Consider the following 22,754-nt stretch of genomic DNA (forward strand, 5'->3'; position numbering starts at 1 on the left):
AAGGGGGAAATGAATCGATGCTGACAAAAAGGCAAATTGAACATGTACAAAAAACAATAGGCAAAATGTTTCCGGATGCAGAATGTGAACTCACTCACTCCAACCCTTTTGAACTGACGATTGCCGTTTTACTATCTGCACAGGCAACTGATGCCCTCGTAAACAAAGTTACGCCCGGTCTGTTTGAAAAGTATAAGGAGCCGGAAGACTTTATCCAAGTCCCTCTCGAAGAACTTGAAAATGATATTCGGAGGATCGGACTGTTCCGAAGTAAGGCGAAGAACATTAAAAAGCTTTGCCAGTCCCTCCTTGAAAATTATAACGGAGAAATTCCCCGGGAGAGAGATGAACTGGTCAAGCTTGCAGGGGTAGGGAGAAAGACGGCAAATGTCGTGGCCTCAGTCGCCTTCGGTGAGCCGGCGATAGCCGTTGACACCCATGTTGAAAGAGTAAGTAAGCGTCTTGGTATATGCAGATGGAAAGACAGTGTACTGGAAGTAGAAAAAACACTGATGAGAAAAATCCCCATTGATGAGTGGTCCGTTTCCCATCACCGCTTTATTTTCTTCGGTCGGTATCATTGTAAAGCCCAGTCCCCAAACTGCCCGGAATGTCCCCTTTTGGAACTGTGCCGGGAAGGGAAAAAAAGAATGAAAAAAAGGGGATAGAAGAGTGACGTCAGAAAATACTCCGCCAAAAATGAAAAGGACTCCCTTTTACGAGGGCAGCAGTTCCAAAGAAGCTGCCTTGTTCCATGAAGACATTACCCGAGACCTGCAGCCGTGGACTGCTCCGAAAGATTCAGTCACAAAGATACTGAAGGAGTGGAAAGAAACTGGGGAGCCTCTTATAAGAGAAGCGTTTAAAAAGCGGGATAAAGAAAAAGCCAGACCGCTAATGGTTAATTATACAGCCCGTTATATACAGGCAATGATCTGGGCAAAAGGGGAACCGGTGACTGACCTTATTCATATTGAAAGAGACATAGGTAACCTTCAGTATGCCCCGGTAAACATAGAAGAGAGACTTTCCTTTGTTATCAATACTCCTGCTCATCACCATGCTTTTATAACTCTCTCTCAGTTGTTTGATGAATCAAAAAAGAAATGGGCTGTCTACTTTTTGAAAAGTGGCAAATAAACATAAAAAAAGGTGCCTCCGTATGGGGCACCTTTTTTAATACTTTACTGATCTTGATCCTGCTCAGTGTCATCAGTATCCTCGTTATCATCAGGAGGGCTTTCTTCTTCCTCACTCTCATCATTTTCTTCTTCGCTGTCATCCTCATCCTCATCCTCATCATCAGGAGGACCGTTCCCCTGACCGGGTCCGTTCCCTTGTCCCGGACCGTTCTCCTGACCAGGACCGTCTCCGTCTTCGGAACCGTTGTCCTCATCAGAACCGTCATCATCAGGAGGACCATTACCTTCGCCGGGACCTTCTTCATCTTCATTTCCTTCTTCGATTTCATCTTCGTCTTCAAAGATTTCATCTGGAATGTCTTCTTCAATTTCCTCTTCTTCCTCAGGTATGGTTACTTCTACTGTACCCGGTTCACTGCGGAGGTCTTCATCCTCATCAGAAATGGCAGTTACCCGGATGGAATAGGTTTCACCGTATTGAGGGTTGTTGAGAATATATTGTGTGTCATCTGTAATCGCCATTGTCTCGTAATCGCCATCAGGACCACGGACTTCCAGTTCGAAGCTGAAGTCACCAGGAACATCGGTGTCAAAGCTCCAACTTGTATAAATCGCATGTTCCTCTTCATTATATTCAGCACTTACACTTGGAACCGGCAGGTCATCAGCGTCTACTTCATACTCTTCAGAGACGCTGGATGGTTCAGTTCCTTTTACGAAGTACTCATTGATAATTTGGTCTTCCGGAGTAAAGTCACTCGGAAGAAGTCCGGTATCACGTTCGATCGCGACTCTTACAACTGAATCAGGCTGATTAAAGTCCGGGGTTTCTTCACCCTCATGAACGTGCTGCATCACTTCACGGAAGAGCTGGCGTGCAATGAGGTTGGACCCGTTATCCTGTCTGATCACGCCCTCAGAAGGGGAGTTGTAGCCCGTCCAGACAGAAGCTGTATATCTCGTAGTGTATCCTGCAAACCAGGAATCCCGTACTGCTCCTACATTTTCAGGAATAGAGTGTGTCTGTCTGTCTTCCTCAGTAAAGTTGGTTGATCCGGTTTTTCCGGCAACAGGAAGTCCGGAAATGGCCGCCTGCTGCCCTGTACCGTTCTGAACAACTGATTTAAGCATGTCTGAGATCATAAACGCCGTGTAGTCTTCCATTGCCTTTTCAGGTTCAGGTGCAAGATTGATGGTACGGCCGTTGGCAAATTCCACACGCTGAACGGTATGAGGACGGTTGTATTCTCCTTCATTTCCGAAAGCAGCATACGCACCTGCAAGCTGGAGAGAGGAGATTCCCTCACTGAACCCTCCAAGGGCATAAGTTTCACCCATCGTGTCCAGTGGAATACCGAGTGATTCACCAAACGCCTTTGCTTTTGAATCGCCCACTTCGTGGAATGCTTTCAACGCCGGTACGTTTAATGACTGCGCTAAAGCATACCGCATGGATACATCGCCTGAGTAGCCGCGTCCTGCGTTCCGGATGGTCTGGTCAATAGTTTTGTATTTATATTCCTCATCACGGATCTGGTGGTACGTAGACCATTTCAGGTGCTCGATGGCCGGTCCGTAATCAAGAATAGGTTTAATTGTTGATCCGGGCTGTCTTTTTGGCTGTGTTGCCCAGTTAAATGTCCGCATTTCCTGCGTCTGCTGTCTGATACCGCCAAGAGCGGTAATCTGTCCGGTCTGAGTGTCCATCAGTGTCAGTCCGGCTTTCATTTCTTCATCAGGCCAGTTGATGTAGTCGTTTGACTGCATAACCGTTTCAACATGTTCCTGTGCGCCTGTATCAAGGTTCGTGTAAATCTTCATTCCCGAAGAGTAAATATCATTCATCTCAATACCGTCTATGTTTTCCACTTCAGAAAGGACACGGTCAAGGTATGCCTGATACGGATATGGATCGCGCTCGCTCTGCTGGAGCTGGTCTTCAACCGGAGTGTTCCTTGCTTCTTCTGCTTCTTCGGCAGTAATTTTACCGTAACGCTCCATCTGGTTAATGACGACGTTACGACGCTGTTCAGCAAGCTCCGGGTTATTAAACGGGTTGTATGCATTAGGACGCTGTGGAATACCAGCAAGAAGAGCGGCGTCTGCAACTGAAAGATCGTCTAATTCTTTGCTGAAGTAGTAATCCGCAGCTTCCACGATACCGTACCGGCCTCCGGACAGATAAATAACATTAAGGTACATTTCAAGAATCTGATCTTTTGTATATTTTTGTTCCATGCGGACAGCCAGATACTGTTCCTGAACTTTGCGTGTCAGGCGTTTGTCAAAATCAAGATACAGGTTTTTTACGACCTGCTGTGTAATGGTACTTGCCCCTTCAGCCCCGAAGCCGCTTCTTACATTGGCTACGACAGCTCCTCCGAGACGGCGCATATCAATACCAAAGTGATCGTAGAAACGAACGTCTTCAATGGAGATAATGGCATCTTTCATTCTATCGGGTACATCATCGATGTCTGCCATCCGTCTGTTCTCGGAACCGGAAAGGGTGGTTACCAGTTCGCCGTCTATATCGTAAATTTCAGGGTTGTTACTCATCATAAGTCTTTCTTCATCAAGTGGAGGGGCGCCGGCAATCATCGCTACTGCTGTGATGGCACCTGCTGTTACCATAATGATAAAAATGATCATTAATGCGGTGAGGATTTTCTTGAAGCGTGATTTCCCTCCGCCTCCGGATCCGCCTTTTTTTGTTTTATTTGGCTTTGATGTTTGCTGCATCGCTTTTTTACGTTCCTGTCTGGAGCGATATTCTTCTGACATCTTTCATCTTCCTTTCATGAACCTGTGATCAGCTTATCCACAATTTTTAAGTAATCAATTCTCGGATGAAACCCAAGAGGGATAAGGTAACCGAAATGTTCTATGTCTTTCTTTTTCATGGATTTGCGGGTATGGTCCCGTTCCTCATAAAACCTGATAAGGTGAGTTGCCTCCAGTAAAAAAACTTCATCAGTATAAGAAAATCGTAAAATTGCAAAGGCGATTCCACCTTGATCGAGAACCCGTTTCATGTGCTCAACCTGGTGGTCGTGAAAGTTTTTAAACGGAAATGACAATTTGTTTTTTGTTTCTTTTGCTTCAAAGTCGATGTGCCTTCCTTTATAAACCCCATTGTAATCTGTGGTTGAAGGTTTCTGGAAGTATGCCTCAGTCACTACGGCTGCACTGCGTGACGGGTAATGCACGTTTACAATCTGAAGCGGAGTCGGTTTTTTATGAATGACTGCAACCTGGTGGGCAAGATAATATTCGTTTGTTTCGTTAATATCCTCCTCAAGGGTCATTCCACGGTTACTGAAGCGGGCATCTTTATTGACGCTCTTCTTCGTCATTTCGTTTCGTTTCGGCTCAAATTTTCTGCCGTCAGGGTAGCGGAATGCCACGGTAATCCCCCTCCATTCAACACTTAAGTTCTCCAGCCATCACTATATATTACCATAGTTAAATCGGGAAACCATAGTCTTTGTGACTATTTTTGCGGCCATTAAACCATATTAAGAAGGGTGATGGCACATGCTTGAACAATCTGATCAAAAGATAATCAGAATGATTGAAAAGGAAACAGAAAAAGGGAATCTGGATAATATTTCACGTACCGAATTTTATCAAAAATATTATATTAGAAACCCGGAAATAAAATGGGCATACCTTGCAAGCTTCGTTTCAAGAAATGCAGGGTGGGCGATGACTGATCTTAAGAGCAGACCGTTCGCCGTTCTTCTTGACGAAAAATTAAGGAACGACCTGTTTATGACTTATGAGAGAGCCAATTGGCTGATCTTCAGCGATGCCTTTCCGCAACTTCTCATTTATCAATGGTCAAAGCGACAGGGAAAGCCTTATTTTCATTTATTGCCAAAATTCGGTGTAAGCAACTGGATTTCAGAAAAATGGCTGGAATTTTGGCAAAAAAAAGATGAAGAGAGGCTGATGATTGCTTTAATCGTTAACGAACAGCATTTGATTCAAAGGCCTGTCCTGGATCAGACCTTTTACAAAAAACAGGTGTTTAACTCAGCAGCATTCAAATGGCAGGACCGGCTTCACTTTAGTACCGTGTTGTTCCCTGATAAGAAAGGAAGACTGACCGGTTCGTCCGTTTCTGATTTTACAAAAACGGACAAACGCATTGAACTGGGGAAAAAACTGGCGTGGATTTTGTTTCATTCAGACCAAAAAGAAGAGATGGCCGATTTTCATCAATCAATTCCCCACACTGGTTCCAGGAAGGATTACCAGCGTTTTCTGAAAAGACGTTATCCTAAAACACCGATGGTAAGGTCCAGCTATCCGGTCATAACCCACCACAGGGATTTTAAGTTCGACTGGTCAATACACTTATTGAAAAATCCTGACCGTTACCTTAAACAGCTTAAACCTGTGAAGCGTTTCAACCTTACGGAATGGTACGAAGAGAAACTTCATCAAATGGAGGTCGCTGTCAGGATTGAGGAATTTTATAAATCCACAATGAAGCAAAAAGGAGACTCTTACCGGTAATCTGCCGGGAGTCTCCTTTTTCATGGTTTAGGCTCATAAACGTTTAGTTATGTGCATTACTTTTTCGTAAATCTTTTCACGTCCAGCTTCAGCGCCTGCGAGCTTGAGGTCATTTTATTCCATTTAATTAAGCCAAAAAGCGGCTTAAATTTGATGGCCTCCTTCAAATGCTTGTACTAAAGCACTCGCCGTCATGGCGAAAACCAAGTTTTCTTTATCGCTCGTGACCAAGGCGCTTGTGCATTTGTTCTTAAGTACTTGGCTGGTCGGGGCCTTCTGTTTTCTTATCACCAAAGCCTGTTTTAGACTGCTGGGCCTGGCGGTTTTTTGCCTGCTGTTTTTCCTGTGCAGGGTTTTGGGACTGTTTTTTCTGTGGCATCTCTTTCACTCCCTTCAAATAATTTCACAGTTAGTTTTGCATTCCTGAGTCGAAATCATGTGGCGCCTACACAAACATACACTTTCTTTGGCGAAAGCAAACTAGTTTTGTCAGGCATGAAGGAAGTCAAAAGGTGAAGGGAGAAAGGTATGAGCAAATGAAAGCGAGGGGGAGAAAAAATGGTTACAGCTTTCAAAACTAAAACAGTGGCGGATGAGCTTGGTGTTAACCCGACAACGGTGCAGCGGTGGATAAAGTTCTTTAAACTTGATTGTGAAGTCAATGATCTCGGGCACTATGTTCTTACAGAGGATACAGTAAAAACGCTCAAGTCTATTCACCATCAGTTAAGTGAAGGAAAAAGATTAAAAGATGTGACGGTTGAAGGCATCAGCCATAAGAAAGAAGAAACAGATTCATCCGGGATCGTCTCAAGCCAGATCTTTAATGATCGTTTCGGTCAGATTCTTGTTCATGTGGATCAGCTTGAGAAAAAGCTTTCGGAAAAGGCAGACGAGGTCGTTGAATATCAGATGCTTCAGCACAGACAGGAGATCGATGACCTTTCGGAAATGTTAAGGACAGTTGATCGGAGACTGAAGTCCTTGGAGGACAACCTTTCTGAGAAAGAGAAACAGGTCGTATATATGAATAAAGGGAAAAAGAATAATAAACCACCTAGAAAGAGAATGCTGGCAAACATTTTCTCTTTTATGGTTAAATAGCGATTTGCCTTTTCCCCCTCTTTTGTTACGATAGTGTAGGAGGTGGAAAGATGGGTTCACAACACGATAGACTTCATACCCTTACAAAACAGGTACTTGAATTAAATGTTGAAGCATTTCAGTCATTTGAACAATATGCCAAACAAAAAGAAAATGCTTCCTTTAATGATTACGTTAAACCATTTGCGGATCGTGTAAGGGAAGTGAGTGACGAGTGGCTGCCACTGGCATCACAGTACGTTACAGAAAATAAACCAAAATATATTCATTTGAAACAGATTGAAGCAGCTCACGAGAACATCAATATTACTGCAGTAACGTGTTTTCAGGCTGATACGAAAAAGAAGCGGTTTATCGAGACGAATAAATCAATTCGTTATACGGCAGAAGCGTTAAAAACGGATATTGAAAAAAGAGGCGATTCATAAGGCCGCACTATTCCTTATGAGTCGCCTTTTTACGCATTGTGCAAGCTGATATTTTCTTATCAAAAACGTAACGGGTGATTTTCCCGTATATGCACGTATAGAGCCAAGCCATTGCCGGTATGATTTGGCACCTTTAAAACACCCTCATTTTTATTTCATAGGGCGGGTTAAAGGTCATTGTTGACCATAAACAATGTTGATTGCAGCGAATCGTCGACACTTCTGCGGGAGCTATGAACGTTTACTTACGAATCAGCTTCGGGTTGCTTCGACACAGAAAGCTGCGTATAACTGGCAGAGTAAGAAACAGGGGTTCTGTTTGTGCAACGAAACGCCTCTACGGAAGGGAGTACGATGAGCGTAAATTAACACCTGAGTTTAACAGAGCTATTTCAAAAACTGCAACGTAGCACTGGGCTGTTTTTTTCGCTATACTTGACACTGGAACTGAAAGAAAAGAGAAAGAGGGACGTTATTTTGCAAAAAAGGTTTATTACACTGACTCTCACATTAATCTTAATTGGTTTGATTGCAGCCTGTGACGACCCGGAGTGGTCTGAATCAAATGAGGAAACAGCTCTTAAGGTAGAGGAATTTATGAGATCTTTTAAAGACGCCTGGTATGAAAGCCTGACCAGTCAGTCCTTTCGTCCAATTGAAGAATACCTTTATCCAAATTCACAGTTTTTCCATATGAAACGAAGAACACATCAGCAGTATTCTACACAGAGGGTCATCGAGGAGACGGTACGTTTGGATATTTCAGAGGTTGAAGAGACTGAAGATGGAGAGATACGCGTTACTGTTGAGGAAGAAATTGAGCAATCTGGCGGGCAGACGGGAGTGGAAGAGAGAATCCGCACCTATTACCTTCATCCATACCAGGACACGTACCGCGTTACATCGATGGAACGGCATAGTGAAGAATAAGAAAGAGGTTGACCCAAAAGGTAAAAACCACCTTTTGAGTCAACCTCGAAGCCATTGTAATTTATTTTATTCTTTTGAAACGGCCTCTGAAGCACGGAAAGAACGATTCCCGCGGCTACTTTTGGATTGCAGAGTTGCCCTCTTTAACATGTCTGTGAGGAAGCTGCCATCTATACTGAACGCTAAGCATTCGGAGAGTAACAATTGCAAAAGCCAGCAAAAGCAGCTGCCAAGTGGTTGCTGCAATTCCAAGACCAATAACAAGCCCCCCGAGAATTGCCCATAAAACATAGATGTCACTTCTGAATACGAGTGGTTTTCTCCCGGCAAGTATATCCCGGATAATACCACCTCCGGTTCCTGTCAGAACAGCTGCAACGATGATTGCACTTAACGGAAGCTCCATCCCTTTTGCGAACAGAGCCCCTTGAATGGCGAATGCTGCCAATCCGATTGCATCAAAAAACATTCCCCATTTCAGCCATTTATTTATCCAGATAGGTGTTATAAAGGCGAAGGTCATAACAATAAGGGCTATCGTAAACAGGGTTCCCTGTTCCCACAGAGCAGTAACAGGCAGCCCGATAAGCAGGTTGCGGACCGCGCCGCCCCCAAATGCAGTAACAAGCCCCAATATATAAATCCCCATAATGTCATAATCTTCTTCCATTGCTACGATTACGCCACTCAGAGCAAAAGCAATTGTACCGATTACGTTAAATAAATCCCATGTCAAATCGTTTCATCCTTTCTGTCCTAAAATAAAGTATCACGTTTATCAACATGTGCCAAGCAATTTTTATTCTGTCGGATAAAACGAATGGGAAGGAAAAATAATAGGTACAAGACAGAAGGCAGAGGAGCAGAAAACTTGACGAATTATAATCAGATGGACCAATTCATTACAGAAATAAGAACAGTGATGGAAGAAGCGGAAACCCAGCTTGATAACTCCAGGAGAGTAAATCCCGGTGATCCGGCAGATTTTGCAGATGCCCAGAGGCACCTTCAGGAAGTTCACCTTGAACTCGAGAAGATGATCAGAAGTGCAAACCCTGAGCAGCGTGATCAGCTGATAAGGGTAGAACAGCAGATCCATCAATTACAAAACAGGATGATACTGGGAATGTAGGGAATAAGATTGTTTTCGCAAAAAGGAAGTAACAGCATAAGTAACGGGACTTCATCAAAACTGCGAGAGCAAAGGGTACATTAAAGTTTCAGTAAATACGAAAAACAAAGAGGCGACTGATAAGGTATAAATTGCCACCTTATGAGTCGCCTCTTTTTCATTGATGTAACCTTAGCAGATGTAGGCTGAACCCACGATTACAAGGAGAATGAAAAGCACAACAATCAGTGCAAACCCATTGTAGTATCCAGACATGAAACAACCCCTCCTTTGTTTCATTAGTTAGGTGTTCATTTACAACATATGTATAAGAGACAAAAGTGTATAGGCTGTTTACCTCCATTGTGTAAAGAGGAAGTTCCATAGTCATCAAGTTAAGGTGTGGCTCTATTTTCAAAAGCTGAAGGTTTCAGGATGTAGCCGGAATGTCCTTCGCTTTCCGTGGTGGTCCGGTGAGCCTCCTCACTTCGATTCGGGGTCTCACCTTGGCCCCGACTACCACAGGAGTCTCGGCTATTCCGGCTGCATCCTCTTTCATGTTCAACATAAAAAGCGTATATCATGAGGTCGCTTAATGTTTTTCACATGCGGGTATCCTCCGTTTACAAAAATTGTTTCTACACCTGATCTTTATTCTATATATTCATTCGTTGGCAGATTGAATTGATGTTTAAAACATGTAAATCAGATTATGAAATTCATAAGGTGAAAAACAACAAAAAAGGAGCGCTTTGAATGTCACCTGTATGGCCAACTCATCGCTCTTTTAATCTCCAGTATGATTACATTTGAGGGGCGTAGTGCGTTGTTTGAGAGGGAAGAGATTGAAATCAGTCAGATGAAATGCATGAAAGAGTTTCGTGAAAGTGCAGAAGAGTTCTTTCGACCATGTACATCACCAAATGATGCGATTCGCAGTCGATGTAGAAAGTGTAAAAAGAAGATAAGAGAAACACCAATTGCGATTTTGAAAAACACGATTAAAAAGAAAGAAGACAACTTGTCTCGTGTGAATCCTTTTTGATAAAGAGAAATGGAGCGAAAGGCGGCGACTCCAGCAACGAGCGTTTACATCACGAATAATCATCGAGTTGCTTCGACGCAAATACTTCGAAGCATACGCTAGTAGAGGAAGAAGCAGGAAAAACCCACCCGAAGACCCCAGGACGCTTTTCCCGAGGAGACTGAGACGATGCCCGCGGAAAGCGTCCGCCTGTAGCGGAATTCATCCTTGTTCAAAAAATCTTCCGAAAGGAAGCTTCCATGTGTGAATGTAGGAGCGTTCCTAAGGATTCCGTAAAGAAAAAGAGAAGAAGCCGCCAAGTTTTGCTCAACTTGACGGCTATGGAGGAAGTTCTTTTATCTGCACTGTATCTAAAGGTACTGTTATAATAAAAGAAAACAGAGGAGGAGTTTTATGCGCGCACTGATTGTCATTGATTATACTTATGATTTCGTGGCAGACGAGGGCCGCCTGACGTGCGGAAGGCCCGGACAGTCCATAGAAAACAGAATCACATCGTTAACCGAACAATACCTCACAAACGGGGATCTCGTTGTCATGGCAGTTGATGTACATGATGAAAATGATACTTTACATCCTGAAAATAAACTTTTCCCGCCTCATAACATTAGAGGGACAAAAGGGAGAAAATTATACGGACAACTGGGTGAAATGTATGACAGGCTTATTAAAAACGAGAACCATAATCTTATGTGGATGGATAAAACGAGGTACAGTGCTTTTACCGGAACCGATCTTGATTTAAAGCTTGGCGAAAGAGCCATAAAAGAAGTACATCTCGCCGGTGTATGTACCGATATTTGTGTTCTCCATACTGCGGTGGACGCTTATAACAAAGGTTTTCGCATTGTCATCCATCAGGATGCTGTACAAAGCTTTAATCAGGCGGGGCACGAATGGGCTCTCGGTCATTTTAAAAATGTACTCGGTGCAGAGGTACTTGAAAATTCACAACCGGTAAACGAATAAGGAGAGGGTTGCTCATAAGATGAGCAGCCCTCTTCTTTAAATGATTTGGTGTTTAACAAAATTTGTCGTCACTTTTGGGGTTTTTGAGTCCAAACAAAGGACGGATAAACAATGCAACGTAGGTACCCAGCATAGCAAAGATCATCCATACCCAGCCGTGAACGCTGAATGAAGCAATACCCCCGAAGTAAGCACCGATGTTACAGCCGAATGCCAGTCTTGCACCATATCCCATTAAAAGTCCGCCTGTAATGGAGGCCATAGCAAGCTTAAATGGAATATTCTTTGCAAAGCTGAACATCCCTCCCGCGGCAGCAGCCATAAAGGCACCGGCCATTACCCCAAAGTTCATCACGCTGGTGGAATCATGGAAGACCGACTGCTCAAGCTGTTGTGCGTTTTCACCTGACCAGTAACCCCACTGTGTCACATCAATACCGATAAGCTGAGCTGCTTTTGATCCCCAAAGAGCAAAGGCACCCGTAATACCCCAAGGCTGGCCTCGTACCATAAGTGTAAGGGCATTGAAAAGTGCAAGAACAATAGCTGCAACCCAGATCGGCCATGCGCCGCGGATGATACGCTTCCAGCCGCTGGTGGTTGGAAGGACCGCCATTGAAGGGGGACGGCGTTTTTTCCTGACAACATAAGTGAGGAAGATAATACCTCCAAAAATAATCATCTGCAGAATCCATGCACCAAGATAGCCGAGTCCTGTATCTTCGGCAAGGCTGATGGGAGCAAGAGTTGGCATATCTTCCGTCCAGAATGCAAAATGCCATGCACCGATAACAGAGCCGACAATAAAACTAATGAGTACGAGAATCATGGAAGATCGTCCGCCGCCGATCGAGTAAAGTGTACCGGAAGCACATCCGTTTCCAAGTTGCATCCCGATTCCAAATAGAAACGATCCCACAATTACACTTGTACCAACAGGGGACACGAACCCTTGAGGATCCGCCCCGAAAAATCCGATACCAAAATGAAGAATTGGAGCAAACAGTGTTATAGCTACAGCGAGCATAAGCATATGAGCACGAAGAGCCTGACCGTTACCGACAGCCATAAACCGCCTGAATGCTGAAGTGAATCCGAAACGTGCGTGAAATAATGTGTAGCCGAATATCAGGCCAAAGGTTAACAAGATTACCATATCAAGCCCTGAGACCATATAACTCACGAGAGCGAGTAGTACAAACGCTCCGGCGCCAAGAACAAAATTTCCTTTTTGCATAGGGGGCAAAGGGGTTGTTAACGGTGTTTCTGTTGAAGATTTATAATTTACATTACTCACTTAATCACCTCGTTATTAATCCCTATAAGTACTATCGGGATTGTAGTCTTTTTGTATAATAACTTATGATGAACGCTTTGTAAAACCTTATGCGTTAAATGGAAAATGTATCATACTTGTTGTTTTTCTTTTAAGGCGAATCGTTCCGGAGCTGGCAATGACCAGTCTTGATCCTCTCCGAAAAATTATAACTGTGATAAATAAAAAAGATTTCTATAAAGTAATGGTTAAATCATGGTCAAAGCGGGAAAAAAACAAATCAAAGGAGGCGTTACATATGGAAGATTTGAGAATGATAAAAAGAAAACTAAAAGACTTTACCCACCAGGGCTCGGAAGTGAAAAATGAATTCAGAAGACTGGATGATGAAAGTAAGAGTGAATTCCTGAGAGGGTATGAAAATGAACAGGATTTTGAGTCACTGATCAATTCTCTCATGAACTGGATGGATGAGCAGGCGAAAAGATAGATTGGAGAAGGGTGTAGGAACTGTGTTCCTGGAGAAAGACACCCTTCTTTTCTTTTGTTAAGATGGAGAAAAGAAGACAGAGGAGTGGTGATTAAATGAAGTTTATTGATATTACACAGACACTTAGAGAAAATATGAACGTCTGGCCTGGAGACACTGCGTTCAGCTACGAACCAATGCTGGAAACGAAAAAAGGTGACAGTGTAAACGTAGGCAGAATCACCATGAGTTCACATACAGGAACCCACATTGATGCTCCTTTTCACGTGAATGGAGAGGAAAAAACCATGGATGAACTTTCATTGGATCTGTTTACCGGAGAGGCCATGGTCATTGAACTTGACAATATAAAGACAATCGATCCGTCGTACATAGAGTCCATCCCTTTAAATGGGGTAAAAAAAGTTCTCTTCAAAACAACTTCACGTCCGGGCGGTCATTCTTACGAGGACTACCCTGAAGTAGCTCCGGCGTTGGCTGACTTTCTGAAACAAGCAGGAGTTCACATGATCGGGGTAGACTTTCCTTCAGTTGACCCCCTTACGTCAAAAGAATTGAAGGCTCATCATGCCTTGAACAAGGCAGGTATTATCATTTTAGAGGGTCTTGATCTGAGTCAGGCTGATCAGGGGAGATATGAATTATTTTGCTTCCCTCTGAAACTTAAGCATGGGGACGGGAGTCCGGTTAGAGCTGTACTAAAGCAGCTTCGTTAAAGGTTGGTGTTAATACTGGACCGGTCAATAAAGAAAGGCAGGAGAATTAAGGTTGATTGAATGCAGTAATGAAGAGAATTTAATCAAAGGGATTGAACAAAATAAAGCTATCGTTTACTTTTATACACCTATGTGCGGCACGTGTGCTCTTGCAAACCGGTTTCTTGAAATGACAGAGCCCCTTGTAGAGGAAAACATTACGATTTACAAAAGCAACATTGCCTTCTTTCCAACCATTTCAAGAGCATTTAAAGTGGAGAGCGTTCCATGTGCTGTTTTTATAGAAGATGGAAAACCAGTAGAAAAAATGTATGCATTTCAATCGGTTACAAATGTGTATGAGCAGATCCGGTTGTTCTCAAATAGGAGGGATACATCATGAAAGCACCTGAACTAAATGTATATAACCCCGAGACAAACGACGCAATTATATTAAAGGATTATGAGGGAAAAGCTTTACTCCTTACATTCTGGGTGTCCTGGTGTCCAGACTCAAAGCGGGACTTCCCAAACAAAGAGCAGTTATACAAAGCCATGGAAACCAAAGAGCTTGATCTGCTCATGGTGAATGTAAAAGGGAGGGAAGGTGAACCTGATGCAGGTATGCGTTATTATGAAGAGAACGGCTTTACGGTTCCTATGGGGGTTGATAATGGAACGAAAACCTATGATTCATACAGGTGTATGAGTGTTCCAACGACCTTTCTATTGAATAAAAATCATGAGATTGCAGCCAGCTTTAATGACAAAGCAACGTTTCAGGATATATTAACGAGTCTCAGCAGAGTACTTTAATAACGAAGGCTCATAGCTTGGGCCTTTACATGCTCTGTGATAGGATTTAAAGAGGATGAATTTGAGAGGAGTGGACACATATGAGAATTAAGGATATTGAACCTACACCCAGCCCGAATACAATGAAACTGACTCTTACAGAATCATTGCCACAGGGGAAGAGTAACAATTATACACCTAAGAATATCGAAGGCGCCCCTCAGTTTGTTAAGGAACTTTTTGAAATTGAAGGCGTAAAGGGGGTTTACCATGTTGCCGACTTTATCGCGGTTGAACGAAACGGGAAAGTGGACTGGCAGCTGATTCTTCCAAAAGTGAGGGAAGTTTTCGGGGAAGAGGGGCAGGTTACCGGCGGACAGGAAATGCAGCTCGATGAACATTTCGGGGAAGTCAGCGTTGCAGTACAGATGTTTAAAGGCATTCCAATGCAGGTGAAAGCAACGGCCGGGGATGAAGAAGTACGGGAAGGTTTGCCGGAAGCATTTCAAACAGCGGTTGCTGATGCTCAGCTGCCGGATGACAACGTTGTGTTTCAGCGTAAATGGGCTGAGCAAAAACCCCGCTATGGTGATGTAAAAGAAGTGGCGAAGGAAGTTGTGGAGGAACTCGAAGCGGCTTACACGGATGCCAGGCTCGAGAAGCTTGTAAAGGCTGCTAAAAATCCAACTCCGGCAGGCACGGTGAAAAAGAAAGAGTGGATTACGGTTACTCCTGAGATGATGGACGAGCCTGACTGGAGAAAACGGTTTGAATACTTTGAGCAGATGAATCCAACGATTGACGATCTTCCGGTAATTGAGAAAGCGTTGGACGATGAAAAAGCATCCATAAGAAGACTGGCAACGGTGTATCTTGGAATGATTGAAGATGAGAAGGTACTTCCACTGCTGGAAAAAGCACTTCAGGATAAGTCTGTAACAGTTAGACGAACTGCAGGGGACTGCATGTCGGATATTGGCAGTGCAAAAGCTATTCCGGCAATGATCGAATCTCTTAAAGATAAGAATAAGCTCGTTCGCTGGCGTGCTGCCATGTTTCTATATGAAGTAGGAGACGAGCGTGCTATCGAAGTATTAAAAGACGCACAGGAAGACCCGGAATTTGAAGTAAGCATGCAGGTGAAACTTGCACTTGCCCGTATAGAAGGCGGGGAGGAAGCAAAAGGATCTGTCTGGAAACAGATGACGGACACGATTCAAAAAGGTTAATTTTTTCTGTTGCAATGAGCACACCTCTGCCGGCTCTGTTAAGCCTCGCCGGCAGCGGGCTGTGGCATTGCTTTTTTGATGCATATTCACTTGAACGTGCAAAAAAGCTTATGATAGGATAGAATTGGTAAATCATCCGTATGTAAAGGAGCATGACAATGACAAGACAGGAACTGATTACAGAACTGGAAGAAAAAAAATACACAGAAATTCTGGAACTAATTGAAGATGCGGAAAAGGGCCGTATTGATGAACTGGAACTTGCCGAATCACTCGGTCTTTTGTACGACACAAGGCTGAATGATGCAGTCATTGCTTATCTTAAAGAGCAAGGCGTAGAGATCATCTACGTAAATGAAGATACGCCGTTGGAAGAGGAGTAGGGCCATTGAACGAATACGAACCAAGGACTGTTCCGGATCAGAAGATTGCACCAGGTGCTCTTACGGTATGGCGTATTGCCTCGCTGATTGAGCTATTATTGTTTGCCCTTGTTCCATTCGCTTACTGGTGGCTGTCTGCTACATTTGCCTTTTTACCGTTTTGGATTATCTTTCTCATTATAGGAGCATGGGTATTGTACGGTGTGTTCAATGTTATTCTGCTGCCCAAATGGCAGTGGAAACGCTGGCGGTACAAGATATATGAAAATGAAATTGAATTGTTGTATGGTGTACTCGTTATCAGAAGAGTTATCATTCCGATGATCCGGGTGCAGCACGTGGATACTGAGCAAGGGCCGCTCCTTAGAAAGTATGGACTTTCTTCGGTTAAAATTTCGACAGCAGCAACTGTTCATGAGATCCCGGCTCTTGAGGAATCAAAAGCTGACTATGTACGGGACCACATTGCCCGCCTTGCAAGGGAAGCGGATCCAGATGAGTGATTTTAAAAGACAGCACCCCATTTCAATTTTTGTTTCCTTTTTCGGTAATCTTAAGCAGATGATCATTACGTTGATTGTCTTGTTTTTTTTCGGCTCATCCCAGACCCGTGGACCATGGTTTTATTTCCTCGTGCTGGGGGCTTTGCTCGTCTTTTCGTTTTTATCGGGATTTTTGCACTGGCTTACATTCCGTTACCGCCTCGATGAACAGGAATTGCATATCCGCCAAGGCCTCATATTTCGTAAAAAACGCTATATCCATCAGGACAGAGTACAAAGCATTGATTTAAATGCCAAGCTGATTCAGCGGATGTTTAACCTCGTGGAAGTCAGGATTGAAACCGCAGGCGGGGGAGATGAACCGGAATTTCGGATTATTGCTTTAAATAAAGAAGAAGCGAATGATATCCGGAATGAATTGTTGTACGGAAAGAAAAAACGTGAAACCGAAGCCCCTGATTCAGATGGAAATTCGGTTCTGTCTGAAGAGGAGATTGACGAGGAAACCGTCAGCAAAGAACCTGACTATACGTGGAAATTATCCACAAAGCGTTTGATTACTGCTGCTTTGACCTCCAGCGGAATAGGAGTAGCCGCAACTTTTGTAGCGGCGTTGTTTTCACAGGTTCAGCAGTTTATACCGGAAACCTGGTATGAAACAGCCATTGGGTTTGTCGTTGAATCATCTGTCTTGTTTATTCTGTCATTTTTGATTCTTGTTCTGGTTATTGCATGGCTGATAAGAATTGTGAGTACGGTATTAAAATACGGAAACTTCAGTATTGAAAAGACAGGAAATGACATTGTGATTGCAAGAGGACTTCTGGAGAGAAGGCAGTTAACACTGAACAGACGAAGAATTACAGCTGTCAGGCTCGTTCAGAATGTCCTGAGACAACCGTTTGGGTATACCTCTGTATACGTTGAGAGTGCAGGGGGAGGAACGAAGGATGAAGATCTTTCAACCATTTTAATTCCATTGTGTAAAGAAACAGAGGTCAAAGCGCATCTGGAAAAAATTGTGCCCGATTTTGCTTTTGAAAGACCACTGACGGGCCTTCCTAAAAAAAGCATGAAAAGGTACATGGTCCGCCTCACAGTTCCGGCAGTGATTGCGGCTTCAGCCATTACGTACTTTTTTGATTATGGTGCCTACAGTTTTGCTGCTATTATTGTGGCCCTTTTAATGGGATACTGGCAGTATAAAGACGCGGGAATTGGTGTAAACGAACGCTTTCTGTGGATGCGGATGAGAAAGTTTGCAAGAACTACCGTAATCGTACCTAAAAAACGAATTCAGACCGTAGAAGTAACAAGCAATCCACTTCAGCGCCTCAATCAGCTGACTACACTTGAAGTATCTATTCTTACGAGTATTACGGGAAAGACATTCTCCTTAAGACATCTTTCTAAACAGCAGTCCATGAATTACTATATGTGGTATTCGTATGAACACTCAACCAAATATAATGAAGAAACAAAAAGTTAAATAGGAGCGTAATATTATAAGGGTTCAGCCGGAGTGTCCTTCGCTTTTCGCGGAGGTGCCGGCGAGCCTCCAACAACCGCCATGAATCTTCCGAACATTCCGGCTGCATCTCTTCTCATTTACAATATAACCAGATTAAAAACAGGAAGTGAGAAGCGCATCCTTCAGTATGTGTAAGTGGCTCTTAGCCATTCCTTACCTAAAGATTGGGAGACGACACCAGCAGAACATCCTGCTGGTTGTTTCTACGCATACGCTTCGAAGGTTATGCCAGTAGAGGAAGAAGCAGGAATAACCCGTGGTAAGTCTGCCTGGAGCGTTCTGGTAAAATGCAAAACGTTGCTAATGCATTCTAACTGATAGGAAAGAAAAATTATGGGATATACCGCAGGCATGAGTCAAAAACAGCGCAAAAAAAGAGATGACGATACAGGGCCGGTTGAGCCTTTCGTCATCTTTTTTTGATGTTAAATCAGTCCTTGGAAAGCTGTGTAGCATAGGTTGTGATTAACCGTTCACCAGTATCTGATGTAAATTCAAACCGGTCGTAAGCGATGTCCGGTTCTTCCTCAAGAATCTCACGTTCATAATGGTGCTGGATCATATACTGGTGTTTTTCTGTTGAGTAGGAGATAAAATTAACACCTTTAAATGTCGCCTGTTCGACAGTGCTCAATAGCTGAATAAGAAGGGAGTTATGGCAGTAAACACTGTTTTCATGGAAAATACCGAGCTTTCTAAGCCCACGCTCCAATGCGTGGAGAGCCGGTTTATCAAGCTCATTAATAAGAATCCGGTAAGGATCAAATTGGGATTTATTCAGTCTCAGGCGATCGCCGTGTGACAGATCCACCTGTTTTCCGTTTTCCAGTTCAAAGGTTGGACCTGAAATGTTATGTGCCCGTTTCCACTTATCTTTAACCTTGATCTCAAATTCAAAAGGACAGCCGTCGAGAGAAAGAGCTTCTTGTTTCTCTTCGTCGTATACATAATAGTGGCGTGCTTTTTTCACAAGACTGTAGTATACGAAAACGTCTCTGTAAAGGAGATGATCGGCTTTTCTGCGCTTTAATTCCTGGTGAATCATGGCAAGGACAGATTCGTTGTTTTCTTTTTGATCATCTACTTCGTTCCACATACCTGCCAGCGCGTAATTTACAGACTCCTTGTAAGAGTGTGGAAAGTCCTGTTTTAAAGGCGATATTTTGTTTCCGGTACAAAAAACTTTCTCTCCTTCAGAATACAAAGGGGCAGGGAGTTGATCCGACTCGATGTTAATCTCGGGATAGAGCAAAATACCGGATATTTTTACAATGCCACTCCATATTTTCTTAGGTTTGGTTTCAATTTGTTCCAAAAGACCTACATACCGTCCATTTTTACCTTCATTAATAATCACATGCTTTCCAGCATAAGATCTGGCTGTTTGTCGATCCATGTTCATCCCCACTTTAAAGAGTATATTTCCATTATTTTGGATGGACCTTATTCACTCCATTATAATATACTTTTGTCGTAAAAAAAAACAACTTGAGTATGGATTACTGTCTGCTTTTCCGCTTGTAATAGTCGAGAATACCCATAGAACCAATGAGTAAATCAAGTTCTATAGATTTATATGCCTCATCCGGTATATCATCAGTGAAATTCTGTAAATACTCTTTAACCTTACTGAATAGAGCGTCTTTCAGCTGTTCATGAGTACCGTCCTGAAGGAAGTGCTCATGCCCTGTTTCCATAAATAAAGGCAGCCAGTATGTGATCTGACTGTACACTGCACCGGGGTCTTCTCCGAGTCCGAAGTGACCAAAAGCAATCCGCCGTGGTCCCACCTTTTGAACAAGCTCCATGGATGCAAGCATACAGTCGGGGTCGAACTGATTGGGGGATGCTGAGGGAAGAACAAGTTCAATTCCGGTTCTTTTTAAGGAAGGGTAAATGACGCCAAGTGTGTCCCCGGAATAAAATATTCCACTCTTTTCATCAAATATACCAATATGATGGTTTGCGTGACCTGGGGTTTCAAAAAATGTAAGGGCTGCATCTCTCCCGATTGAAAGTGTTGAATTGTGCCGTGCAACCTTAATCACATCCGTGTCCACTGGAAGTACAGGATCAAATAAACGGTCAAATTCATCTTTATAAACCATCTTGGCACCCTGGATAAGCCGTCGTGGTTCACAGAGGTGACGTGCCCCCTTTTTGTGAACGTAAACAGTAGCATATGGACATTCCTGAAGTAAAAGACCTAATCCGCCGGAGTGATCCAGGTGAATATGAGTAACAATAATATTTTTTATGTCTTTTGACTCAAACCCGAGGTGAGAAAGTCCTTCTTTAATAAACGGGACAGACAGCGACGGTCCTGTTTCTATCAGTGTCAGATCCCTCTCGGCTAGTACATAAGAACCGGTCCTTTCTGCCATACCTAAATCGAAGCCGTCAATAAGATATCGATCTTTGTCGAGTGTTAGAATGTGTTGTAACAAGGATTTACCTCCTTTCCTTTAATTGGGTGTAGCTATATTTTAATTCTTCGTAATATAACTGTAAACCGTGTATTACTGAAATGTAATTGATAGTTAGGTCGAAGGTCCACTGAATTTGTAAAAAAAACTCGTTAAGATATGAAAATGACCCCTAAAAATAATCTGGAATGGTCGAATACATATGAATACGCACAAGCGAGGTGCTAGTGGTGCTTAAGCGCTTAACGATTGATACAAATAAACCTTTCGATATAAACGAGACAGTAATGGAAATTCAGCGCGGTAACGTCAGACTGGAAAATGATTTGATTGAACAGTATATTCCCTTTATAAGAAAAACAACCGCCAAAGTCTGTAAGAGGTATATTAATACATCTGAAGATGATGAGTATTCGATTGCCCTCATTGCTTTTAACGAAGCCATACATCAATATTCCCCTGATAAAGGCAGTTCCTTTCTTTCGTTTGCAAGTCTTGTAATCAGAAGAAGGGTGATTGATTTTATCAGGCAGGAACAGCGGCGAAAAATACCCCTGTCTATTGATTACCACGATGATGATAATGAAAACATGGAGAATGTTGCTGAAATTCATGCGTCATTCCACGAATATCATGAAAAACAGGAGAGAGAGTACCGAAGAGAGGAAATCCTCCACCTTAATGAGCAGTTAAAAGCTTTTAAGATTTCCCTGTCCGATGTAGCGAAGCAATGCCCGAAGCATCAGGATGCACGTGAGAACATGGTCAAGATTGCGAAAACCGTAGTTGAAATTGAAGGATTACGATCAACTTTGATGACGAAAAAGCGTCTGCCCATCAAAGAACTCACTAAACATATTACTATGAGCCGGAAAACAATAGAGAGAAACCGGAAATATATTATAGCGGTATCCCTTGTTTTAATGGAGGATTATCGTTATTTAAAGGATTATCTTAAGGAGTGGTTAGGGTGAAAAAAGGGGTCGTCATGGAGAAGCATAAACGATTCATGATCGTTTTAACGAAAGAAGGAGAGTTCGTTAAAGCTAAACGGTCAGCTGGTGCCAGAATAGGTGAAGAAGTGCCCTATAAACCGGCGAATACGTTTCTTGTTTCGATGCTTTATGAACATAAATCCATGACACTGCCTGTGGCGGCTGTTTTGTGCTTTATCGTCTTTTTTGCACTGCCTTTCCCGGATGATGAAAGAGCATATGGTGTCGTTGCTTTTGATATTAATCCCAGTATCGGAATCACCCTTGACCGGAAATACGAAGTTGTTGATTTGATTTATTATAATGAAGACGGGAAAAAAATACTGGACGAACTGCACCCCGGGGATTATATAGGGGAATCCTTTGACATAGCAGCGTATCTAATTTTAAAAGAGAGCAAAGCTCATGGATACCTGGAGGAAGAAAATAGTATATACATATCCACCTCTACTGTGTTTTACGAAGACCAGAAGTGGCTTGCCAGATACGAAGGCTGGACCACATCCATAAAAGAAGAATACTCCATAAATATTATCTCTTTACTGATTGATCAGTCTACCTTGGAAGAAGCGAAAGCGAGAGCTGTTTCACCAGGGAAGATTGCCTTGTCCCATACATACGATTTTGAGCTGGCCGAGGTCGAGGAGCTGAGAAGTTTTTCAATGAGTCAGCTCGTATCCGAAGCAGGCCCGGAAATGTCAGATATACTTCACAGCGGTTCCGGTGAACAGGACATGGATGAAGTCACCCTCTCTTCAAAACAGGAACAGGAAGAAGAAAGTCCTTCATCTGTAACGGAGAAAACTGAAGAGAACAAAGAAGCAGGATCTGGATCATCTCAGGTCTCTAACAGTGAAAGCGATATTGATGAGGAAGCACCGGTAGATAATATAACCGACGAAGACTCTGAGCCGGAAGAAAAACCTGCTGATTATAAAGACGAAAAAAAACAGACTAAGAAGAGTAACGAAAAGAAAGATAAAGATAAAGAAGAGAAAAAAGAAAAAAATGAGAAAAAAGGTCATTCTGAAAAAAATGACACTCGCGGTAAGGGGAAGAAACAAGAAGGTAACGCACAACGGAGAAAAGGGTGCTCTCCTCCTGGTTTAGCAGACAAAGAGGAGGGACACCCCTCCGGTAATGGCAGGAAGAACTGTGATTCCCCGGATAAATAACGT

General features: G+C 43.0%; 27 protein-coding genes. 19 read left to right on the top strand and 8 right to left on the bottom strand.

Features of this window, described 5'->3' with window-relative positions; all coding sequences use genetic code 11:
* The first annotated feature begins 17 nt into the window (after window positions 1-17).
* Window positions 18-668, top strand: coding sequence for an endonuclease III (gene nth / locus EBO34_RS04330; RefSeq protein WP_122896704.1), 651 nt, complete (start codon window positions 18-20; stop codon window positions 666-668).
* Between the two features lie 4 nt (window positions 669-672).
* A complete protein-coding gene (locus EBO34_RS04335; protein WP_122896705.1) occupies window positions 673-1,140 on the top strand; it encodes a YpoC family protein in 468 nt (155 codons plus the stop codon).
* A 44-nt stretch (window positions 1,141-1,184) separates the two neighbouring features.
* Here EBO34_RS04335 and EBO34_RS04340 read toward each other — a convergent pair whose 3' ends face one another.
* A complete protein-coding gene (locus tag EBO34_RS04340; RefSeq protein ID WP_122896706.1) occupies window positions 1,185-3,926 on the bottom strand; it encodes a transglycosylase domain-containing protein in 2,742 nt (913 codons plus the stop codon).
* Window positions 3,927-3,940: 14 nt separating this feature from the next.
* Window positions 3,941-4,549 (bottom strand): Holliday junction resolvase RecU, encoded by a 609-nt coding sequence (gene recU, locus EBO34_RS04345; protein ID WP_122896707.1) that lies wholly within the window; start codon window positions 4,547-4,549, stop codon window positions 3,941-3,943.
* 130 nt (window positions 4,550-4,679) lie between these two features.
* Here recU and EBO34_RS04350 point away from each other — a divergent pair, with 130 nt between their 5' ends.
* On the top strand, window positions 4,680-5,666 hold the full coding sequence (locus EBO34_RS04350; protein ID WP_122896708.1) for a DUF2515 family protein: 987 nt from the start codon (window positions 4,680-4,682) through the stop codon (window positions 5,664-5,666).
* Window positions 5,667-5,916: 250 nt separating this feature from the next.
* Here EBO34_RS04350 and EBO34_RS21040 read toward each other — a convergent pair whose 3' ends face one another.
* Entirely contained in the window at window positions 5,917-6,045 is a 129-nt protein-coding gene (locus EBO34_RS21040) for a hypothetical protein (RefSeq protein WP_272873234.1), read from the bottom strand.
* 179 nt (window positions 6,046-6,224) lie between these two features.
* Here EBO34_RS21040 and racA point away from each other — a divergent pair, with 179 nt between their 5' ends.
* The 3 genes from racA (at window position 6,225) to EBO34_RS04365 (ending at window position 8,128) form a co-directional block, all read left to right on the top strand.
* On the top strand, window positions 6,225-6,770 hold the full coding sequence (racA, locus tag EBO34_RS04355) for a chromosome-anchoring protein RacA (protein WP_122896709.1): 546 nt from the start codon (window positions 6,225-6,227) through the stop codon (window positions 6,768-6,770).
* A gap of 50 nt (window positions 6,771-6,820) precedes the next feature.
* Window positions 6,821-7,198, top strand: coding sequence for a YppE family protein (locus EBO34_RS04360; RefSeq protein WP_122896710.1), 378 nt, complete (start codon window positions 6,821-6,823; stop codon window positions 7,196-7,198).
* Between the two features lie 477 nt (window positions 7,199-7,675).
* The gene (locus tag EBO34_RS04365) at window positions 7,676-8,128 is read left to right on the top strand and encodes a TcaA NTF2-like domain-containing protein (protein ID WP_122896711.1); all 453 of its coding nucleotides are present in this window, start codon (window positions 7,676-7,678) and stop codon (window positions 8,126-8,128) included.
* A 115-nt stretch (window positions 8,129-8,243) separates the two neighbouring features.
* Here EBO34_RS04365 and EBO34_RS04370 read toward each other — a convergent pair whose 3' ends face one another.
* Window positions 8,244-8,864 carry a trimeric intracellular cation channel family protein gene (locus EBO34_RS04370; protein WP_122896712.1) on the bottom strand — a complete coding sequence of 207 codons (621 nt, stop codon included), beginning with the start codon at window positions 8,862-8,864 and terminating at the stop codon, window positions 8,244-8,246.
* 135 nt (window positions 8,865-8,999) lie between these two features.
* Here EBO34_RS04370 and EBO34_RS04375 point away from each other — a divergent pair, with 135 nt between their 5' ends.
* Entirely contained in the window at window positions 9,000-9,260 is a 261-nt protein-coding gene (locus EBO34_RS04375; protein WP_183163702.1) for a DUF2524 family protein, read from the top strand.
* A gap of 171 nt (window positions 9,261-9,431) precedes the next feature.
* Here the strand turns inward: EBO34_RS04375 and EBO34_RS04380 are convergent, their stop codons facing one another.
* A complete protein-coding gene (locus EBO34_RS04380) occupies window positions 9,432-9,515 on the bottom strand; it encodes a YjcZ family sporulation protein (protein WP_035186236.1) in 84 nt (27 codons plus the stop codon).
* A 550-nt stretch (window positions 9,516-10,065) separates the two neighbouring features.
* Between EBO34_RS04380 and EBO34_RS04385 the strand changes: the two genes are divergently transcribed.
* Window positions 10,066-10,284 carry a hypothetical protein gene (locus tag EBO34_RS04385; RefSeq protein WP_122896714.1) on the top strand — a complete coding sequence of 73 codons (219 nt, stop codon included), beginning with the start codon at window positions 10,066-10,068 and terminating at the stop codon, window positions 10,282-10,284.
* A gap of 393 nt (window positions 10,285-10,677) precedes the next feature.
* A complete protein-coding gene (locus tag EBO34_RS04390; protein WP_122896715.1) occupies window positions 10,678-11,253 on the top strand; it encodes a cysteine hydrolase family protein in 576 nt (191 codons plus the stop codon).
* Window positions 11,254-11,305: 52 nt separating this feature from the next.
* Here EBO34_RS04390 and EBO34_RS04395 read toward each other — a convergent pair whose 3' ends face one another.
* On the bottom strand, window positions 11,306-12,490 hold the full coding sequence (locus tag EBO34_RS04395; RefSeq protein WP_122898527.1) for a YeeE/YedE family protein: 1,185 nt from the start codon (window positions 12,488-12,490) through the stop codon (window positions 11,306-11,308).
* Between the two features lie 337 nt (window positions 12,491-12,827).
* Here EBO34_RS04395 and EBO34_RS20450 point away from each other — a divergent pair, with 337 nt between their 5' ends.
* From EBO34_RS20450 to EBO34_RS04435, 8 genes are all read left to right on the top strand, one after another.
* Window positions 12,828-13,019 carry a hypothetical protein gene (locus EBO34_RS20450; protein WP_142996768.1) on the top strand — a complete coding sequence of 64 codons (192 nt, stop codon included), beginning with the start codon at window positions 12,828-12,830 and terminating at the stop codon, window positions 13,017-13,019.
* A 95-nt stretch (window positions 13,020-13,114) separates the two neighbouring features.
* Window positions 13,115-13,735: a cyclase family protein gene (locus EBO34_RS04405; protein WP_122896717.1), complete on the top strand. Its 621-nt coding sequence runs from the start codon at window positions 13,115-13,117 to the stop codon at window positions 13,733-13,735.
* Between the two features lie 52 nt (window positions 13,736-13,787).
* The gene (locus tag EBO34_RS04410; RefSeq protein WP_122896718.1) at window positions 13,788-14,117 is read left to right on the top strand and encodes a thioredoxin family protein; all 330 of its coding nucleotides are present in this window, start codon (window positions 13,788-13,790) and stop codon (window positions 14,115-14,117) included.
* On the top strand, window positions 14,114-14,530 hold the full coding sequence (locus EBO34_RS04415) for a TlpA disulfide reductase family protein (protein WP_122896719.1): 417 nt from the start codon (window positions 14,114-14,116) through the stop codon (window positions 14,528-14,530). The genes EBO34_RS04410 and EBO34_RS04415 overlap by 4 nt, the downstream gene beginning before the upstream one ends.
* Window positions 14,531-14,610: 80 nt before the next feature.
* Complete coding sequence (locus EBO34_RS04420) at window positions 14,611-15,738, top strand: conserved virulence factor C family protein (protein ID WP_122896720.1); 1,128 nt, start codon at window positions 14,611-14,613, stop codon at window positions 15,736-15,738.
* A gap of 158 nt (window positions 15,739-15,896) precedes the next feature.
* Window positions 15,897-16,121 carry a hypothetical protein gene (locus tag EBO34_RS04425; RefSeq protein ID WP_122896721.1) on the top strand — a complete coding sequence of 75 codons (225 nt, stop codon included), beginning with the start codon at window positions 15,897-15,899 and terminating at the stop codon, window positions 16,119-16,121.
* A gap of 5 nt (window positions 16,122-16,126) precedes the next feature.
* Window positions 16,127-16,624, top strand: coding sequence for a PH domain-containing protein (locus EBO34_RS04430; RefSeq protein WP_122896722.1), 498 nt, complete (start codon window positions 16,127-16,129; stop codon window positions 16,622-16,624).
* Entirely contained in the window at window positions 16,617-18,113 is a 1,497-nt protein-coding gene (locus EBO34_RS04435; RefSeq protein WP_183163703.1) for a PH domain-containing protein, read from the top strand. Before EBO34_RS04430 ends, EBO34_RS04435 begins: the two co-directional genes overlap by 8 nt.
* Window positions 18,114-18,585: 472 nt before the next feature.
* On the opposite strand, the gene EBO34_RS04440 is transcribed toward EBO34_RS04435, so the two are convergent.
* The gene (locus EBO34_RS04440) at window positions 18,586-19,551 is read right to left on the bottom strand and encodes a DUF2777 family protein (RefSeq protein WP_183163704.1); all 966 of its coding nucleotides are present in this window, start codon (window positions 19,549-19,551) and stop codon (window positions 18,586-18,588) included.
* Between the two features lie 103 nt (window positions 19,552-19,654).
* Entirely contained in the window at window positions 19,655-20,602 is a 948-nt protein-coding gene (locus EBO34_RS04445) for an MBL fold metallo-hydrolase (protein WP_249413999.1), read from the bottom strand.
* Window positions 20,603-20,868: 266 nt separating this feature from the next.
* Here EBO34_RS04445 and sigI point away from each other — a divergent pair, with 266 nt between their 5' ends.
* Together sigI and EBO34_RS04455 are read left to right on the top strand one after the other, a co-directional pair.
* On the top strand, window positions 20,869-21,555 hold the full coding sequence (gene sigI, locus EBO34_RS04450; RefSeq protein WP_122898531.1) for an RNA polymerase sigma-I factor: 687 nt from the start codon (window positions 20,869-20,871) through the stop codon (window positions 21,553-21,555).
* Window positions 21,552-22,751, top strand: a complete 1,200-nt coding sequence (locus EBO34_RS04455) for an anti-sigma factor domain-containing protein (RefSeq protein WP_122896725.1) — start codon at window positions 21,552-21,554, stop codon at window positions 22,749-22,751. Before sigI ends, EBO34_RS04455 begins: the two co-directional genes overlap by 4 nt.
* Window positions 22,752-22,754: the final 3 nt, after the last annotated feature.

The sequence above is a fragment of the Alteribacter keqinensis genome (assembly GCF_003710255.1).
Lineage (GTDB): Bacteria > Bacillota > Bacilli > Bacillales > Salisediminibacteriaceae > Alteribacter > Alteribacter keqinensis.

Coding starts and splice junctions, on each gene's coding strand:
- nth (WP_122896704.1), top strand. CDS start 18: ATGCTGACAAAAAGGCAAATTGAACATGTACAAAAAACAATAGGCAAA.
- EBO34_RS04340 (WP_122896706.1), bottom strand. CDS start 3,926: ATGTCAGAAGAATATCGCTCCAGACAGGAACGTAAAAAAGCGATGCAG.
- EBO34_RS04350 (WP_122896708.1), top strand. CDS start 4,680: ATGCTTGAACAATCTGATCAAAAGATAATCAGAATGATTGAAAAGGAA.
- EBO34_RS21040 (WP_272873234.1), bottom strand. CDS start 6,045: ATGCCACAGAAAAAACAGTCCCAAAACCCTGCACAGGAAAAACAGCAG.
- racA (WP_122896709.1), top strand. CDS start 6,225: ATGGTTACAGCTTTCAAAACTAAAACAGTGGCGGATGAGCTTGGTGTT.
- EBO34_RS04360 (WP_122896710.1), top strand. CDS start 6,821: ATGGGTTCACAACACGATAGACTTCATACCCTTACAAAACAGGTACTT.
- EBO34_RS04380 (WP_035186236.1), bottom strand. CDS start 9,515: ATGTCTGGATACTACAATGGGTTTGCACTGATTGTTGTGCTTTTCATT.
- EBO34_RS04390 (WP_122896715.1), top strand. CDS start 10,678: ATGCGCGCACTGATTGTCATTGATTATACTTATGATTTCGTGGCAGAC.
- EBO34_RS04395 (WP_122898527.1), bottom strand. CDS start 12,490: ATGCAAAAAGGAAATTTTGTTCTTGGCGCCGGAGCGTTTGTACTACTC.
- EBO34_RS20450 (WP_142996768.1), top strand. CDS start 12,828: ATGGAAGATTTGAGAATGATAAAAAGAAAACTAAAAGACTTTACCCAC.
- EBO34_RS04405 (WP_122896717.1), top strand. CDS start 13,115: ATGAAGTTTATTGATATTACACAGACACTTAGAGAAAATATGAACGTC.
- EBO34_RS04415 (WP_122896719.1), top strand. CDS start 14,114: ATGAAAGCACCTGAACTAAATGTATATAACCCCGAGACAAACGACGCA.
- EBO34_RS04420 (WP_122896720.1), top strand. CDS start 14,611: ATGAGAATTAAGGATATTGAACCTACACCCAGCCCGAATACAATGAAA.
- EBO34_RS04425 (WP_122896721.1), top strand. CDS start 15,897: ATGACAAGACAGGAACTGATTACAGAACTGGAAGAAAAAAAATACACA.
- EBO34_RS04435 (WP_183163703.1), top strand. CDS start 16,617: ATGAGTGATTTTAAAAGACAGCACCCCATTTCAATTTTTGTTTCCTTT.
- EBO34_RS04440 (WP_183163704.1), bottom strand. CDS start 19,551: ATGGATCGACAAACAGCCAGATCTTATGCTGGAAAGCATGTGATTATT.
- sigI (WP_122898531.1), top strand. CDS start 20,869: ATGGAAATTCAGCGCGGTAACGTCAGACTGGAAAATGATTTGATTGAA.